This window comes from Streptomyces sp. NPDC088810 (assembly GCF_044750305.1).
Lineage (GTDB): Bacteria > Actinomycetota > Actinomycetes > Streptomycetales > Streptomycetaceae > Streptomyces.
Genome location: NZ_JBIVJQ010000012.1, coordinates 163,644 through 179,652 on the forward strand (window position 1 = coordinate 163,644; position 16,009 = coordinate 179,652).

Consider the following 16,009-nt stretch of genomic DNA (forward strand, 5'->3'; position numbering starts at 1 on the left):
CGCAGTGGCGCAGCCGCCGTTTTCAGCCGGAGAGCCGGACGGAACCATGCCTCGCCTCGCCGACCGACGGCCACCGGTGTGAGATGGCTGCTGTGGTGGGTATCGAGGAGCTGCGCCGGCCGGTCGGCTACGCCGTCCAGACGCTGGCCGTCGCCGCCTGTTACTACGCGGCGGCCCGGCTCGGCCTGCTGCGCGAGCTGACCGTCGAGGGCGCCGTCGTCACCCCGATCTGGCCGCCGACCGGCATCGCCGTCGCCGCGCTGCTGATCCTCGGCCTGGGCTGCTGGCCCGGCATCACCCTCGGCGCCTTCTTCTCCGTCCTGTCCCTGACCACACCCGGCCCCGAGGTGCTCGGCGTCCTCGTCGGCAACACCGCCGCCCCCGTGTGCGCGGTCCTGCTGCTGCGCAGGGCCCGCTTCCGCACCCGCCTCAGCCGGCTGCGCGACGGCCTCGCCCTGGTGTTCCTGGCCGCGCTGGGCGCCATGGTGATCAGCGCGACCGTCGGCGTGGGCATCCTCGTCCTCAAGGGCAGCCTGGACGCCCACAGCTTCTGGCCCGTCTGGCTCGCCTGGTGGGTGGGCGACGCGATGGGCGTCCTCATCGTCACCCCGCTGCTGCTGTTGCTGCACCAGGCCCGCAGGCCGCTGCCGCTGGGCCGCTGGAAGGAGGCGAGCGCGCTGGCCGTCGTCGCCTGCGCGCTGGTACCGCTCGCCGTCTACACCTCGGTGAGCATGCTCTTCCTGGTCTACCCGCTCATCATCTGGGCGGCCTTGCGCTTCCAGCTGGTGGGCAGCGTGCTCTGCGCGCTGCTGACCTCAGTGGTGGCCACCGTCGCCGCCACGGACGGCGCCGGCGCGTTCGCCGGGCTGAACCGGGTCGAGGTCATGGTGAAGCTCCAGGCGTTCAACGGCGCCATGGCGTTGACCGCGCTGCTGCTGTCCGCCGTGATCACCGAACAGCGGCAGACCCGGCGTTCGGTCGAGCAGGCCTGCCGGGAGCTGGCGGAGGTGCTGGAACACCTCACCGCCGGCGAGGCCCCGCCGCCCCGGCCGCCGACGGACACCGACGGCCTCGGCGACCGGTCATGGCCGACCGGAGCCCCGTGAACCCCGCGCGGTCAGCGGTCCGAGCGGTTCACCGGCCCCTCGTCGTCACTGCCAGGCTCCGCGGCCGGCGTCCCCGCCGCCGTGCCACGGTGCTCGGGGTTCGGTGGATGGGCGGCACCGGTGCCGCCCGGCTGTCCGCCGCCGGTCGTGCCGTAGCCCCCCGGGATCCCCGGCGGGGTGTCCGCGGCGGCCGCGGCCTCGCTGATGCGGCGCCGGGCCCGGACCCCCGCCCGGCGCTCCGGGTACGGGTAGTCAAACGGCTCGGAGCCGGCGCGCTCGCGGTCCGCCTCGCGCTGCCGGCGCGCGGCCCGCTCGGCCGCCGTCGCGTTCTCGTCCTGTCGCTTGCGCTCGTGGTCCTTCATGCGCCGCCGGGTACCCGGGCGAGGGCCGCCGCCAACGTCCGTCCCGGCGTGTCGGGCGGCCCGCCGGGGGCACTGGGAGACGATGGGCCGAGCCCTACGGGCACAGGGCCGGACCGGAGGGACAGGGGCGGCATGGAACAGCGGCCGGTACCAGGAAGGACGGGCGAGGCCGCCCCGCGCAGCGCCCCGGGGGAGCCGTCGGCCGATGTACGCCGCCGCATCCCGCGGACCGACACCCTGCTGCGCGACCCCCGGCTGGCCGCGGCCGTGGAGCGGCTCGGCGCGCACCCGGTGAAGGCCGCCGTACGGCAGGCGCAGGAGCGGGCCCGCGCGGGCGCCATCCCGCCCGAACAGGTCCCGCAGACCGCTCTGGACCTGCTGCCCGGCACCGCGAGCGGCCTGCGCCCGGTGATCAATGCCACCGGGGTGCTGCTGCACACCAACCTCGGACGGGCCGCGCTGTCCGCCGCCGCCCGGCAGGCGGTCCGGGAGGCGGCCGGTCCCACGGACGTCGAACTCGACCTGACGACCGGCGTACGGGCGCGCCGGGGGCGCTCCGCGCTGGCCGCGCTGCGCGCCCGGGTGCCCGCCGCCGGCGCCGCGCACGTCGTCAACAACGGGGCCGCCGCGCTCGTCCTGGCCGCCACCGCGCTCGCGGCCGGCAAGGAGATCGTCGTCAGCCGGGGCGAGATGGTGGAGATCGGCGACGGCTTCCGCCTGCCCGACCTGCTCGTCTCCACCGGCGCCCGGCTCCGCGAGGTCGGTACGACCAACCGCACGGCCCCCGCCGACTACGCGGCCGTGATCGGGCCGGACACCGGCTTCGTGCTCAAGGTCCACCCGTCCAACTTCCGGATCACCGGCTTCACCCGGTCCGCCGAGGTCGCCGAACTCACCGGCCTCGGTGTCCCGGTCGTCGTCGACATCGGCTCCGGGCTGCTCGCCCCGCACCCGGCCCTGCCCCAGGAGCCCGACGCCGGCACCCAGCTGCGCGCCGGCGCCGCGCTCGTCACCGCCAGCGGCGACAAACTGCTCGGCGGACCCCAGTGCGGGCTCCTGCTCGGCCGGGCGGACCTGGTCCGCGCCCTCGCCCGGCATCCGCTGGCCCGCGCCCTGCGCGTCGACAAGCTGACCCTGGCCGCCCTGGAGGCCACCCTCACCGGCCCGCCCACCCCGACCGCCCTCGCCCTCACCGCCGGCCCGGCCGCGCTCCGGGCCCGCGCCGACCGGCTCGCCACCGCGCTGGCCGCCGACGGGATCGACGTACGGGCCGTCGAGAGCGCGGCCACAGTCGGCGGCGGAGGCGCGCCCGGCGTCACCCTGCCCAGCGCGGCGCTGTCCCTGCCCGAGCCGTACGCCGCCGCCCTGCGCACCGGCCTGGTGCCGGTCGTCGGCCGCCTGGAGGCGGGCCGCTGCCTGCTGGACCTGAGAGCGGTGCCGCCGGAGGACGACGACCGGCTGGCCGAGGCCGTACGGTCCGCCCGGGCCACCGCGGAAGGGCGGGCGTGATGCGGGTCCTCGCCACCGCCGGCCATGTCGACCACGGCAAGTCCGCGCTGGTCCGCGCCCTCACCGGCATGGAGCCCGACCGGTACGAGGAGGAGCGCCGCCGGGGTCTCACCCTGGACCTGGGCTTCGTGTGGACCCGCCTCGGCGGCGACCACCTCGCCTTCGTGGACGTGCCCGGGCACGAGCGGTTCGTGCCGACCATGCTGGCCGGTGTCGGACCCGTCCCCGCCGTGCTGTTCGTCGTCGCCGCCGACCAGGGCTGGCAGCCCCAGTCCGAAGAGCACCTGGCCATCCTCGACGCGCTCGGGGTGCGGCACACCGCCCTCGCGGTGACCCGCAGCGACCTCGCCGACCCGGAGCCGGTGTGCGCCGACGCCGTGGAGCGGCTGGCCGCGACCTCCCTCGGCAAGGTGCCCCATGCCGCCGTCAGCGCCGTCACCGGTGCGGGACTCGACGCACTGCGCGCCGAACTGGCACGGCTGGCGGACGCCCTGCCCCGGCCCGACACCGAGGCCGACGTACGCCTCTGGCTCGACCGGGCGTTCACCGTCCGCGGCCACGGCACCGTGGTCACCGGCACCCTCGGCGCGGGCACCCTGCGCGTCGGCGACCGGCTGGTCACCGCGGACGGATCGGCCGTCGTGCGGGTCCGCGGCCTGCAGAGCCTGCACGAGGAGCGGACGGCCGTCCCCGCGGTGGCCCGCGTCGCCGTCAACGTGCACGGCCAGGGCGACACCACCCTGGGCCGCGGACAGGTGCTGCTCACCCCGGACCGCTGGCTGTCCACCGAGGTCGCCGACGTACGGGTCACCGGGGAGCCGGCGGCCGACCTGCCCCGGTGCGTCACCCTGCACATCGGGACGGCCGCCGTGCCGGTGACCGTCCGCCCGCTCGGCCCGGACACCGCCCGGCTCACCCTGCGCCGGGGGCTGCCCCTGCGGGCCGGCGACCGCGCCGTCCTGCGGGAGCCCGGCGGCACCCGTACGCCCTGCGGGGTCACCGTGCTGGACGTACGGCCGCCCCGGCTGACCCGGCGCGGCGCCGGCCGGGCCCGCGCGGCCGAACTGGACACGATGACCGGCCGCCCGGACGGCGCCGCCGAGCTGCGCCGCCGCAAGCTGGTCCGGCGCGCCGACCTGCGGGCGATGGGCGTCCCGGTGCCCGGCGAGCCCGTCGCCGGCGACTGGCTGGCCGACACCGCGCACTGGAACGCGCTCAAGGACCGGCTGGCCGGTCAGGTCGTGGAGCACGCCCGCACCCATCCGCTGGAGCCCGGCCTGCCCACCGAGGCGGCCCGTCGGCTGCTCGGCCTGCCCGACCGCGCCCTGGTCGACGCGCTGGCCGCGGCACAGCCCGGGATCCACGCCCGACAGGGCAGGCTGCACACCGCCGACAGCCTCCGCCCCGCCCTGCCCGCACCCGTCCGCGCGGCCGTGGACGCCCTGCGCCGGGACCTCGCCCGCACTCCGTTCCGGGCCCCCGAGGCCGGGCGGCTCGCCGAACTGGGCCTGGACCGCAGGGCGGTGGCCGCGGCAGCGGCCGCCGGGGCGCTGCTGCGGATCGCCGACGGGATCGTGCTGCTGCCCGGCGCGGACGCCGACGCCGCCGCCGTCCTGCGCACGCTGCCCCAGCCGTTCACGCTCAGCGAGGCCCGGCGCGCGCTCGACACCACCCGCCGGGTGGCCGTACCGCTGCTGGAGTTCCTGGACGCCCGGGGACTCACCGAGCGGGTCGACGACCAGCACCGGCGCTGCTGTACGGGGGCGGGGAACGGAGGCGGACGGGAATCGAACCCGCCTGCCCGAGATCCTCGGGCACCTCGGTTTTGAAGACCGGGAGGGCCACCAGGCACCCACACGCCTCCACCGCCCGTCAGGCTACTGCCCCAGGAGACCACCGGTATGACAACGACACCGGCCCCTCAGACACCCGTACGGCTCACGCAGTTCGCGCACGGCGGCGGCTGCGCCTGCAAGATCCCGCCCGGAGAGCTGGAGGAGGTGGTCGCCGGGCTGACCGCCGCGCCGCTCGCCGGCGGCGACACCCCGCTGCTCGTCGGTCTCGCCACCGGTGACGACGCGGCCGTGGTCACCCACCGGGGGACCGCCCTGGTGTGCACGGCCGACTTCTTCACCCCGGTCGTGGACGACCCCTACGACTGGGGCCGGATCGCCGCCGCCAACGCCCTGTCCGACGTCTACGCGATGGGCGGCCGGCCCGTCCTCGCCGTCAACCTGCTCGCCTGGCCCCGCGACCGGCTCCCGTTCGACCTCGCCCGCGAGGTGCTGCGCGGCGGACTGGACATCGCCACCGAGGCCGGCTGCCACGTCGGCGGCGGGCACAGCGTCGACGACCCGGAACCCAAGTACGGCATGGCCGTCACCGGCATCGCCGACCCCGACCGGCTGCTGCGCAACGACGCCGGCCGGCCCGGACTGCCGCTGTCCCTGACCAAACCGCTGGGCACCGGCGTCCTGAACAACCGGCACAAGGCCACCGGCGAGCGGTTCGCGCACGCCGTCGCCACGATGGCCGCCCTCAACCGGGAGGCCGCCGAGGCCGCGCTGGCCGCCGGCGCCGCATGCGCCACGGACGTCACCGGCTTCGGCCTCCTCGGCCACCTGCACAAGCTGGCCCGCGCCTCCGGGGTGACCGCCGTGGTCGACACCGCCGCCGTCCCGTACCTGGAGGGCGCCCGGGAGGCCGTGCGGGACGGCTACGTCAGCGGCGGCACCCGGCGCAATCTGGAGTGGGTCGCGCCGCACACCGACTTCGGGACCACCGACGAGGACACCCGGCTGCTGCTCGCCGACGCGCAGACCTCCGGCGGGCTGCTCGTCGCCGGAGAAGTGCCCGGCGCACCGGTGATCGGAGAACTCGTGCCGCGCGGCACCCACTCCCTCGTCCTCGGATAGGGCCGCTCACGGCTCCGTGCCGGTGTGCTCGTCGATGCCCGCCCGGATCCGGTACGTCCGCACCAGCTGCACGGCCGCCGGGCCGCGAGGGCGCCGTCCCGGGCGGATGTCGACGGCGAACGCCTTCGTCTCCTGGATGTGCGTGTTCGGATCCAGGGACAGATGCAGCAGCTCGTTGGCCGCGTCCCCCGTGCTGTAGCCGTTCGGACCCCAGTGGTAGGGCAGCCCCACCTGGTGCAGCCGGCGGCCGTGCACGGTGAGCGTGGCCATCCGGTCGGTGACCAGCACCCGCGCCTCGATCACGCCCCGCGCGCTGACGATCGTCGCCCACCCGGTGTGCGCGAGGCCCCGCTCGGCGGCCAGCTCCGGAGAGACCTCGCAGAAGAACTCCGGCTGCAGCTCCGCCAGGTACGGCTGCCAGCGGGACATGCCGCCCGCCGTGTGGTGCTCGGTCAGCCGGTACGTGGTGGCCACGTACGGAAACACCCCGGAGCCGGGTTCGTCGCCGCTCGGCTGGTAGCGGTTGTCCGGGTGCGGCGGCAGCAAGTGCCGTACCGGGTTGCGCTGCTGGTCGTAAAGCAGGTTCGGGAACGGGGAGTCCTGCGGCTCGTAGTGCGCCGGCAGCGGGCCGTCGGTGAGCCCGGACGGCACGTACAGCCACGCCTTGCCGTCGGCCTGCATGATGAACGGGTCCGTGCCGGACAGGGCCTCCGGCCCGGTCGCCTCCGCGGGCGGCTCGTGGTCCGGCGCCTTGTCCTTCTTGAAGTCGGGCACGTCGTGCCCGGTCCACTCGCCCTGCTCACCCTTGTCCGGGTCCCACCACACCAGCGCCTTGCGCTCGCTCCACGGCCTGCCCTCGGGGTCGGCGGAGGCACGGTTGTACAGGATCCGCCGGTTGGCCGGCCAGGCCCACGCCCACTCGGCCGCCACCCAGTCCTGCTCCCGGCCCGGCTTGCGGCGGGCCGCCTGGTTGACGCCGTCGGCGTACACACCGCAGTAGATCCAGCAGCCGCACGCCGTCGAGCCGTCGGGCTTCAACTGCTCGGACGAGGAGAGCGGATTCCCCTCGGCGTCCCGGCCGTTGATCTCGGCGAGAACGGCTTCCGCGTCCGGTTCGGCGTGCCGGCCCTTCGTCGGGTAGTCCCAGGCCAGGTCGAGCACCGGCCGGTCCATCTCGTCCGTGGACCCGGCGAGCTTCTCCCGGATGATCCGGCCCAGGTGGTAGGCGAACCACAGCTCGCTGCGCGCCTCGCCGGCCGGTTCGACCGCCTGGTGGTGCCACTGGAGCAGCCGCTGGGTGTTGGTGAAACTGCCGTCCTTCTCGGTGTGCGCGGCGGCCGGAAGGAAGAACACCTCGGTGCCGATGTCCTCGGTGCGCAGCTCCCCGGTCTCGATCTCCGGCCCGTCCTGCCACCAGGTCGCCGACTCGATGAGCGAGAAGTCACGGACGACCAGCCAGTCCAGGGCGGCCATGCCCAGCCGCATCAGCTTGGAGTCGGCGTTGCCCACCGCCGGGTTCTCGCCGAGCAGGAAGTAGCCTTTGCAGACGCCGTCCAGCTGGGCCATCGTCGTCTCGTACGTCGAGTGCGAGCCGGTCAGCCGGGGCAGGTAGTCGAAGCAGAAGTCGTTCTCCGGCGTCGCCGCGTCACCCCAGTACGCCTTGAGCAGGCTCACCACGTACGCGCGCATGTTGCCCCAGTAGCCCTTGCGGGCAGCCTCCGCCGCGACGAACGCCTCCAGGTCCTGGTTCTGGTGGGCGTGCGGCATCGGGATGTAGCCGGGCAGCAGGTTGAACAGGGTCGGGATGTCCGTGGACCCCTGGATGGACGCGTGCCCGCGCAGCGCGAGGATGCCGCCGCCGGGCCGGCCGATGTTGCCGAGCAGGGTCTGCAGGACGGAGGCCGCCCGGATGTTCTGCACCCCCACCGTGTGCTGCGTCCAGCCGACGGCGTAGGCGAAGGCCGTCGTCCGGTCGCGTCCGGAGTTCTCCGTGACCAGTTCGCACACCCGGCGGAACAGCTCCTGCGGCACCCCGCAGACCTGCTCGACCAGCTCCGGCGTGTAGCGGGCGTAGTGCCGCTTCAGCACCTGGAACACACAGCGCGGGTGGGACAGCGTCTCGTCCCGTTCCGGCTCGCCCTCGCCGATGTCCGCGCCGCCGGAGCCGTGCGCCTCGCCGCGCGCCGCCTCGGCCACCGAGCTGCCGCCGCCGGTGCGGTCCTCGTACTCCTGGTCGCGCTCGCCGGAGGCCGCCTGCGCCTCGGTGCCCTCGTACTGCCAGCTGGCGTTGTCGTAGCTGCGGGTGCCGGCGTCCAGGCCGGAGAAGACGCCGGCGAGATCCTCGGTGTCCCGGAAGTCCTCCCGCAGGATCACCGGCGCGTTGCTGTACGCCACGATGTACTCGCGGAAGTACTTCTCGTGCCGGAGCACGTGGTTGACGATCCCGCCGAGGAAGGCGATGTCCGTGCCCGCGCGCAGCGGCACGTGCACGTCGGCGAGCGCGCTGGTGCGGGTGAAGCGCGGATCGACGTGGATCACCTTGGCACCGCGGGCCTTGGCCTCCATCACCCACTGGAACCCGACCGGATGGCACTCGGCCATGTTCGAGCCCTGGATGACGATGCAGTCCGCGTTCTGCAGGTCCTGCTGGAAGGTGGTCGCGCCGCCGCGGCCGAACGAGGTTCCCAGACCGGGAACGGTGGAGGAGTGTCAAACACGCGCCTGGTTCTCGATCTGGATCGCTCCCAGCGCGGTGAACAGCTTCTTGAGAAGGTAGTTCTCCTCGTTGTCGAGGGTGGCTCCGCCCAGGCTCGCGATGCCCAGGGTGCGCCGGGTGCGGGTCTCCTCGACCTCCCACTGCCAGCCGGCCCGGCGGGCCGCGATCACCCGGTCGGCGATCATGTCCATCGCCCGGTCCAGATCCAGCCGCTCCCACCCGGTGCCGTGCGGACGCCGGTAGAGGACCTGGTGCTCGCGGGCGTCCCCGGTGGTCAGCTGGAGGCTCGCCGCGCCCTTCGGGCAGAGCCGGCCGCGCGAGATCGGGGAGTCCGGGTCGCCCTCGATCTGGGTGACCTCGCCGTCCCGGACGTACACGTTCTGGCCGCAGCCGACCGCGCAGTACGGGCAGACGGACTTCACCACCCGGTCGGCTTCGGCCACCCGCGGGGTCAGGCGCGCGGTGCGCCCGCTCCGGGCGGCGGCACCCCGGCCGAGCGGGTCCGTGCCCGTGAGCTGCCGGTAGACGGGCCAGGAGCCGATCCAGGTGCGTACGCCCATGACATGCTCCTTCCGCTCGCCCCCTCGATTTTCCCCCCGCCGCACGATCACGGCATCTCCGGCCGCGACCGGGCGCGGAGTACCCGGCCGGCCGGGGCCGAACGGCCCCCGCGGAACCGCGCCGGGCCGACGGTCAGCCGGTGGGGGCCGGCAGGCGGTCCCGCTGGGGTACGACCGTGTACTTCGGGTCCTCGGCGGAGGCCACACCGGCGTCGAACACGCCGAAGCGCAGGGCCGCCGAACCGGTCAGCAGCGCCGCGCCGGCCGCCGCGGCGAGCCTCCGGCGCCGCCCGGAGCACAGCGCCAGGGCGGCGCCGCCCGCCGTGAGTGCCTCCGCCGCCCGCAGCAGCAGGCGCGCCCTGCCCTGGTCGTAGGGCTCGGCGGCCAGGCCCATGCGCCGCTTCATGAGCTGGAAGGAGCCCAGTTCCAGCGCGGCCCCGAGCGCGGCCAGCCGACGGGCGGGACCCGCCTCGGCCACCGGGGCCGCGGTCAGCGCCAGGCCGGCGGCCGCGGTCGCGGCGGAGCCCGCGAAGACGAACGGCAGCTGCCGGTGCCCCTCGTGCCAGGACGGCACCGCCGTGTCCGAGAGCAGCACCGCGGTGTACGTCGCCACGGCCGGCCCCAGCACGGCGGAGCCCGCCGTCGCGGCCGAGCCCAGCAGCCGGTACCGGCCCGCCACCTCGGTGGCCGCGGCGGTCAGGGTCAGCGGCGCGTAGGCCGCCAGCAGCCAGGAGCCGACGCTCATGGGTGAGGTGGGCTTGAACACCCTGAGCATGTTCAGGAACCGGGTCGGCCGTCCCAGGTCGTGCACGAGCGCCGCCAGGGAGAGCGAGATCGCCCCGGCCGCGCTGAACGTCGCCGGCGCCGCGAGCCCCGGCCGCCCGGTCAGCCGGCCGCCGGCCGCCAGCAGCGAGGACGCTCCGGCCAGCCCGCCGAGGTACAGGTATCCGGCGATGTCCAGCGGCTTCCACGTCGGTTTGTTCAGCACCGGTGTGCCGTAGTACGACGAGAACTCGGCCTCCGGCACCATCGGCTGTTCGCCCCGGCCCCGCCGGCCCCTGCGGCGGCCCGCGTGGGCGCCGGTCACAACCTCCCGGCCGGGCCGCGCACCCCGCACGCCGTCCCGGGTGACGTCCGACTCGCTCATCGCGGCCTCCTCACGAAACTCCCGACCGCGAGCGCGGCCAGCGAGACGGCGGCCAGGGCCGCCTGCCGCCACATGGCGGGCAGGTCCCGGGTGGTGACCACCGGGTCCGGGGGCAGGCCGTACACCTCCGGCTCGTCCAGCAGCAGGAAGAACGCGCCGGCGCCGCCGACCCCGTCGTCGGGGCTCTCGCCGTAGAGGCGGGCGTCGGTCACGCCGGCCGCGTGCAGCTGCGCCACCCGGGCCTGCGCCCGTTCCCGCAGTTCCTCCAGCGGGCCGAACTGGATGGAGTCCGTCGGGCAGGACTTGGCGCAGGCGGGCTCCATGCCGACGCCGAGGCGGTCGTAGCACAGGGTGCACTTCCACGCCCGGCCGTCCTCCTTGCGCTGGTCGATGACGCCGAACGGGCAGGCCGGCACGCAGTAGCCGCAGCCGTTGCAGATGTCCTCCTGGACGACGACCGAGCCGAACTCGGTGCGGAACAGCGAGCCCGTGGGGCAGACGTCCAGGCAGGCGGCGTGCGTGCAGTGCTTGCACACGTCCGAGGCCATCAGCCAGCGCAGTTCCGGCCGGCCCTCGGGGGAGACCGGGGAGATCCGCCCGGCGGCGGCGAAGACGTCGACATCGGCCGTGTCGTCGTGCGCGGCCTCCGGCTCCGGCCCGCCGTACGGCCACCGCTGCTCCACGAAGGCCACGTGCCGCCAGGTGTCGGCGCCGAGGCCGCGCGTGTTGTCGTAGGACATGCCGGTCAGCGCCAGGCCGTCCTCCGGGATCGCGTTCCACTCCTTGCAGGCCACCTCGCAGGCCTTGCAGCCGATGCACACGGAGGTGTCTGTGAAGAAGCCCACTCGCGGCGGGGCGTCCGGCCAGCCGGAGGCCCCGGACACGTCCGGCTGCGGGCCGTACAGTGCGTTCCCGCGGTCCTGGGTGCCGTCGCCCATGCCGTCCTCCTCACCCACGACCCACCACCGCCCGGCCGCCGGATCCCGCACTCCCGGTGCCCTGCTTCGAGCCTGGCACGGGTCCCCTCGCTCCGCGCGCCCGAACCGGCCTCCCAGCCCTGCACCGCCCCCGAAACCCCTGGCCAAACCGAGACGGGTACCCGGACGGCGGCCCCTCACACCTGCTGTGCGGGCACCAATTCCGCGAGCGACGAGGGTTGGCCGAATGGTGTGACTCAGGCGGTGAAGGTGGGTTAGCCTGCGGCGTATTTTTCTCATCATGCAAATCCGTGAACTGCGGAAATGCACACGCCAACGGCCGGGCGGCAGGACGCTCCCCGGCCGCGGTTCCGAGTCCTCGGGGTGAGGACTCTTGGGGAGCGGATCGAGGGTGCGCATGGCCGGCAAGGCGACCGGGACGACCGACACGGTCCCGGGTGACCACGAACTGAGAAGGCTGCTCGCGGGACTGACCGCCGTGCGCGACGGGGACTTCGGTACCCGGCTGCCGGACGACTCCAGCGGGCTGATGGGCGACATCGCCACCGTCTTCAACGGCATGGTCGACCAGTTGTCCGTGTTCACCTCCGAAGTCACCCGGGTGGCCCGCGAGGTCGGCACCGAGGGCACCCTCGGCGGACAGGCGCAGGTACCCGGCGTCTCCGGCACCTGGGCCGACCTGACGGACTCCGTCAACGCGATGGCGGGCAACCTGACCACCCAGGTCCGCGACATCGCGCAGGTCGCCACCGCCGTGGCCAAGGGCGACCTGTCCCAGAAGATCGACGTGCCCGCGCGGGGCGAGATCCTCCAGCTGAAGGAAACCGTCAACACGATGGTGGACCAGTTGTCGGCGTTCGCCGACGAGGTCACCCGCGTGGCCCGTGAGGTCGGCACCGAGGGCCGGCTCGGCGGGCAGGCCCAGGTGCCGGGGGTCGCCGGGGTCTGGCGGGACCTGACGGACTCGGTGAACTTCATGGCCGGGAACCTGACGGCGCAGGTGCGCAATGTGGCCCAGGTGACGACCGCGGTGGCGCAGGGTGATCTGTCGCAGAAGATCACGGTGGACGCGCGGGGCGAGATCCTGGAGCTGAAGAGCACCATCAACACGATGGTCGATCAGCTGTCGGCGTTCGCCGACGAGGTGACCCGGGTGGCCCGGGAGGTGGGTACCGAGGGCCGGCTCGGCGGGCAGGCGGACGTCAAGGGCGTCAAGGGCACCTGGCGGGACCTGACGGACTCGGTGAACTTCATGGCCGGGAACCTGACGGCCCAGGTGCGCAACGTGGCCCAGGTGGCCACCGCGGTGGCGCAGGGTGATCTGTCGCAGAAGATCACGGTGGACGCGCGGGGCGAGATCCTGGAGCTGAAGAACACCATCAACACGATGGTGGACCAGCTGTCGGCGTTCGCCGACGAGGTGACCCGGGTGGCCCGGGAGGTCGGTACCGAGGGCCGGCTCGGCGGCCAGGCGCAGGTGCGCGGAGTCGCCGGCACCTGGAAGGACCTCACCGACAACGTCAACGTGATGGCCTCCAACCTCACCGGCCAGGTCCGCTCCATCGCCCAGGTCGCCACCGCCGTGGCCAAGGGCGACCTCTCGCAGAAGATCACCGTCGAGGCCAAGGGCGAGGTCGCCGCCCTCGCCGACGTCATCAACACCATGGTCGACACCCTGTCGGCGTTCGCCGACGAGGTCACCCGGGTGGCCCGGGAGGTGGGTACCGAGGGCCGGCTCGGCGGGCAGGCGCACGTGCCCAACGTGGCCGGCACCTGGAAGGACCTCACCGACAACGTCAACTCCATGGCCAACAACCTCACCGGTCAGGTGCGCAACATCGCGCTCGTGACGACGGCCGTGGCCAAGGGCGACCTGTCGAAGAAGATCGACGTCGACGCCCGAGGGGAGATCCTGGAGCTGAAGACCACCATCAACACGATGGTGGACCAGTTGTCGGCGTTCGCCGACGAGGTCACCCGCGTGGCCCGGGAGGTGGGTACCGAGGGCCGGCTCGGCGGGCAGGCGGAGGTCGAGGGAGTCTCCGGCACCTGGAAGCGGCTCACCGAGAACGTCAACGAACTCGCCGGCAACCTCACCCGGCAGGTTCGCGCCATCGCCGACGTGGCCAGCGCGGTCGCCGAGGGCGATCTGACCCGGTCGATCACCGTCGACGCCTCCGGCGAGGTCGCCGACCTCAAGGACAACATCAACTCCATGGTGGAGTCGCTGCGTGAGACCACCCGGGCCAACCAGGAACAGGACTGGCTGAAGACCAACCTCGCGCGGCTCTCCGGCCTCATGCAGGGCCACCGGGACCTGCCGGTCGTCGCCGAACTCATCATGGACGAGCTGGTCCCCCTCGTCTCCGCCCAGTACGGCGCGTTCTACCTCGCCGAGGAGGGCCAGCCCCAACCCGAGCTGCGGCTCGTCGGCTCCTACGGCCGGCCCGAGGAGGACGCCCGGCCTGTCCGCATCGCCTTCGGCCGGTCCCTGGTCGGCCAGGCCGCGCGCAGCCGCCGTACCATCGCCGTGGACGAGCTGCCGCCCGGTTACGTCACCATCTCCTCCGGACTCGGGCAGATCGAGCCCACCGCGCTGCTGCTGCTGCCCATCGTCTTCGAGGAGCAGGTCCTGGGCGTGATCGAACTGGCCTCGGTCACCACGTTCACACCCGTCCACCGGGACTTCCTGCAGCAGCTGGTCGACACCATCGGCGTCAACGTCAACACCATCGTCGCCAACGCCCGCACCGACGAGCTGCTGGAGGAGTCGCAGCGCCTGACCCGCGAACTGCAGTCCCGCTCCGCCGAGTTGCAGGCCAGGCAGGAGGAGCTCCAGAGCTCCAACGCGGAACTGGAGGAGAAGGCGTCCCTGCTGGCCGAGCAGAACCGGGACATCGAGGCGAAGAACCTGCAGATCGAGCAGGCCCGGCAGGAACTGGAGGCGCGCGCCCAGCAGTTGTCGCTCGCGTCGAAGTACAAGTCCGAGTTCCTCGCCAACATGAGCCACGAGCTGCGCACCCCGCTCAACAGTCTGCTCATCCTCGCCCAGCTGCTGGCCCAGAACCCCTCCCGCAACCTCACCCCCAAGCAGGTCGAGTACGCGGGCATCATCCACTCCGCCGGCTCCGACCTGCTCCAGCTGATCAACGACATCCTCGACCTGTCCAAGGTCGAGGCGGGCAAGATGGACGTGACGCCCGAACGTGTCCCGCTGCGGCAGCTCATCGACTACGTCGAGGCCACCTTCCGGCCGATGACCACGCAGAAGGGCCTGGACTTCACCGTCACCACGGCCCCCGGCGCCCCCGCGGACCTGCTCACCGACGACTCCCGGCTGCGGCAGATCCTGCGCAACCTTCTCTCCAACGCGGTGAAGTTCACCGAGCAGGGCGGCGTCGAACTGCGCGTCGAGCCCGCGCCCGACGACGAGGTGCCCGGCGGCGTGCTCCGCGGCGGCACCATCGTCGCCTTCCGTGTGAAGGACACCGGCATCGGCATCCCCGAGCAGCAACTGGAGACCATCTTCGGCGCGTTCCAGCAGGCCGACGGCACCACCAGCCGCAAGTACGGCGGCACCGGGCTCGGCCTGTCCATCACCCGGGAGATCGCCCACCTGCTCGGTGGTGCCGTCACCGTGGACAGCACCCCCGGCCGGGGCAGCACCTTCACCCTCTTCCTGCCCGTCGCCCGGGAGGACTTCGAGGAGGCCATGCGCAGCCGGCCCGTCCCGAGGCCTGCCGAGCACGAGCGGACGGAGGGCACGCCCGGGCACGACCTCACCCCGGTGGTGCCGACGGTCACGACGAAGCGGCAGCGCCCGCGCCGGCTGCTCGTCGTGGAGGAACGCCCGCGCGGACTGCTGACGCTGGTCGCGGAGAGCGTGGTCAGGGACCTGGAGCACAGCCGCCCCGACGGCGCCGGCACCCCCGTCGACATCATCACGGCGGTCGGCGCCCAGGAGGCCGCCGGCGCCCTGGCCGCCGAGGCCTGCCACTGCGTCGTGGTCGAACTCGGCATGCCCGACGGGGAGTCGGCCCGCTTCCTGGACGCCCTTCGCGGCGACTCCGCCCTGACCAGTGTCCCGGTGCTGGTGCACGGCTCCCACCGCGCCGAGCCCCTCACCGAGGGCACCGCGGGCGGCTCGCCGGAGTACCTCTACAGCCTGGACGAGCTGCGCGAGCGGATCGCGCTGCACCTGTCGGCCGAGGAGCCCGGCGAGGTGCTGACCCTGGTCCGCGGGGACGAGCCCCAGCTCACGGAACCCCATCTGGTCGACGAGCACACCCGCGGCCGTACCGTCCTCGTCGTCGACGACGACGCCCGCAACCTGTTCGCGCTCAGCGGCATCCTGGAACTGCACGGCTTCCGCGTCCTGCACGCGGAGAACGGCCGCAAGGGCATCGAGACGCTGCTGGACAACCCGGACGTCGAACTCGTTCTGATGGACGTGATGATGCCCGAGATGGACGGGTACACGGCCACGGCCGAAATCCGTAAGATGCCGCAGTACGCCGACCTGCCGGTCATCGCCGTGACCGCCAAGGCCATGCAGGGCGACCGGGAGAAGAGCCTGGCCTCCGGCGCCAGCGACTACGTCACGAAACCGGTGGACACCCATGACCTCATCGCCTGCGTCCGGCGCTGGCTCCCCGCATGAGGCCGCCCCACCGCGCCCGCCCGTCCGCAGGCCGAGGAGTACCGACCCGGTGACCACCCACGAACCGCCCGCAGAACCCGGCACGCCTGAGTGGCT

The 16,009-nt window shown here is 73.7% G+C and carries 8 protein-coding genes, 1 tRNA gene and 1 pseudogene; 5 read left to right on the plus strand and 5 right to left on the minus strand.

Features of this window, described 5'->3' with window-relative positions; all coding sequences use genetic code 11:
* The first annotated feature begins 92 nt into the window (after positions 1-92).
* The gene (locus ACIP4Y_RS31525) at positions 93-1,106 is read left to right on the plus strand and encodes an MASE1 domain-containing protein (protein ID WP_401399214.1); all 1,014 of its coding nucleotides are present in this window, start codon (positions 93-95) and stop codon (positions 1,104-1,106) included.
* A gap of 11 nt (positions 1,107-1,117) precedes the next feature.
* Here ACIP4Y_RS31525 and ACIP4Y_RS31530 read toward each other — a convergent pair whose 3' ends face one another.
* Positions 1,118-1,468, minus strand: coding sequence for a hypothetical protein (locus ACIP4Y_RS31530; RefSeq protein WP_401399046.1), 351 nt, complete (start codon positions 1,466-1,468; stop codon positions 1,118-1,120).
* 132 nt (positions 1,469-1,600) lie between these two features.
* On the opposite strand from ACIP4Y_RS31530, the gene selA reads away from it, so the two are divergent.
* On the plus strand, positions 1,601-2,977 hold the full coding sequence (selA, locus tag ACIP4Y_RS31535; RefSeq protein WP_401399047.1) for an L-seryl-tRNA(Sec) selenium transferase: 1,377 nt from the start codon (positions 1,601-1,603) through the stop codon (positions 2,975-2,977).
* A pseudogene (locus tag ACIP4Y_RS31540) lies at positions 2,977-4,731 on the plus strand (SelB C-terminal domain-containing protein); the annotation flags it as partial. The gene selA and the pseudogene ACIP4Y_RS31540, both read left to right, overlap by 1 nt.
* Positions 4,732-4,748: 17 nt before the next feature.
* Here the strand turns inward: ACIP4Y_RS31540 and ACIP4Y_RS31545 are convergent.
* A tRNA-Sec gene (locus tag ACIP4Y_RS31545) sits at positions 4,749-4,841 on the minus strand.
* A gap of 37 nt (positions 4,842-4,878) precedes the next feature.
* Here ACIP4Y_RS31545 and selD point away from each other — a divergent pair.
* A complete protein-coding gene (gene selD / locus ACIP4Y_RS31550; protein WP_401399048.1) occupies positions 4,879-5,892 on the plus strand; it encodes a selenide, water dikinase SelD in 1,014 nt (337 codons plus the stop codon).
* Positions 5,893-5,898: 6 nt separating this feature from the next.
* Here the strand turns inward: selD and fdh are convergent, their stop codons facing one another.
* The 3 genes from fdh to ACIP4Y_RS31565 form a co-directional block, all read right to left on the minus strand.
* Positions 5,899-9,168, minus strand: coding sequence for a formate dehydrogenase (fdh, locus tag ACIP4Y_RS31555; RefSeq protein WP_401399049.1), 3,270 nt, complete (start codon positions 9,166-9,168; stop codon positions 5,899-5,901).
* 133 nt (positions 9,169-9,301) lie between these two features.
* Positions 9,302-10,315, minus strand: a complete 1,014-nt coding sequence (gene nrfD, locus ACIP4Y_RS31560) for an NrfD/PsrC family molybdoenzyme membrane anchor subunit (protein ID WP_401399050.1) — start codon at positions 10,313-10,315, stop codon at positions 9,302-9,304.
* Positions 10,312-11,253, minus strand: a complete 942-nt coding sequence (locus ACIP4Y_RS31565) for a 4Fe-4S dicluster domain-containing protein (protein WP_401399051.1) — start codon at positions 11,251-11,253, stop codon at positions 10,312-10,314. Before ACIP4Y_RS31565 ends, nrfD begins: the two co-directional genes overlap by 4 nt.
* A 397-nt stretch (positions 11,254-11,650) precedes the next feature.
* Here ACIP4Y_RS31565 and ACIP4Y_RS31570 point away from each other — a divergent pair, with 397 nt between their 5' ends.
* Positions 11,651-15,913: a HAMP domain-containing protein gene (locus ACIP4Y_RS31570; protein WP_401399052.1), complete on the plus strand. Its 4,263-nt coding sequence runs from the start codon at positions 11,651-11,653 to the stop codon at positions 15,911-15,913.
* Positions 15,914-16,009: the final 96 nt, after the last annotated feature.

Excerpts from the sequence above, each read along its gene's own strand:
- nrfD (WP_401399050.1), bottom strand. The coding sequence starts at position 10,315 with ATGAGCGAGTCGGACGTCACCCGGGACGGCGTGCGGGGTGCGCGGCCC.
- ACIP4Y_RS31530 (WP_401399046.1), bottom strand. The coding sequence starts at position 1,468 with ATGAAGGACCACGAGCGCAAGCGACAGGACGAGAACGCGACGGCGGCC.
- ACIP4Y_RS31565 (WP_401399051.1), bottom strand. The coding sequence starts at position 11,253 with ATGGGCGACGGCACCCAGGACCGCGGGAACGCACTGTACGGCCCGCAG.
- ACIP4Y_RS31570 (WP_401399052.1), top strand. The coding sequence starts at position 11,651 with ATGGCCGGCAAGGCGACCGGGACGACCGACACGGTCCCGGGTGACCAC.
- selA (WP_401399047.1), top strand. The coding sequence starts at position 1,601 with ATGGAACAGCGGCCGGTACCAGGAAGGACGGGCGAGGCCGCCCCGCGC.
- selD (WP_401399048.1), top strand. The coding sequence starts at position 4,879 with ATGACAACGACACCGGCCCCTCAGACACCCGTACGGCTCACGCAGTTC.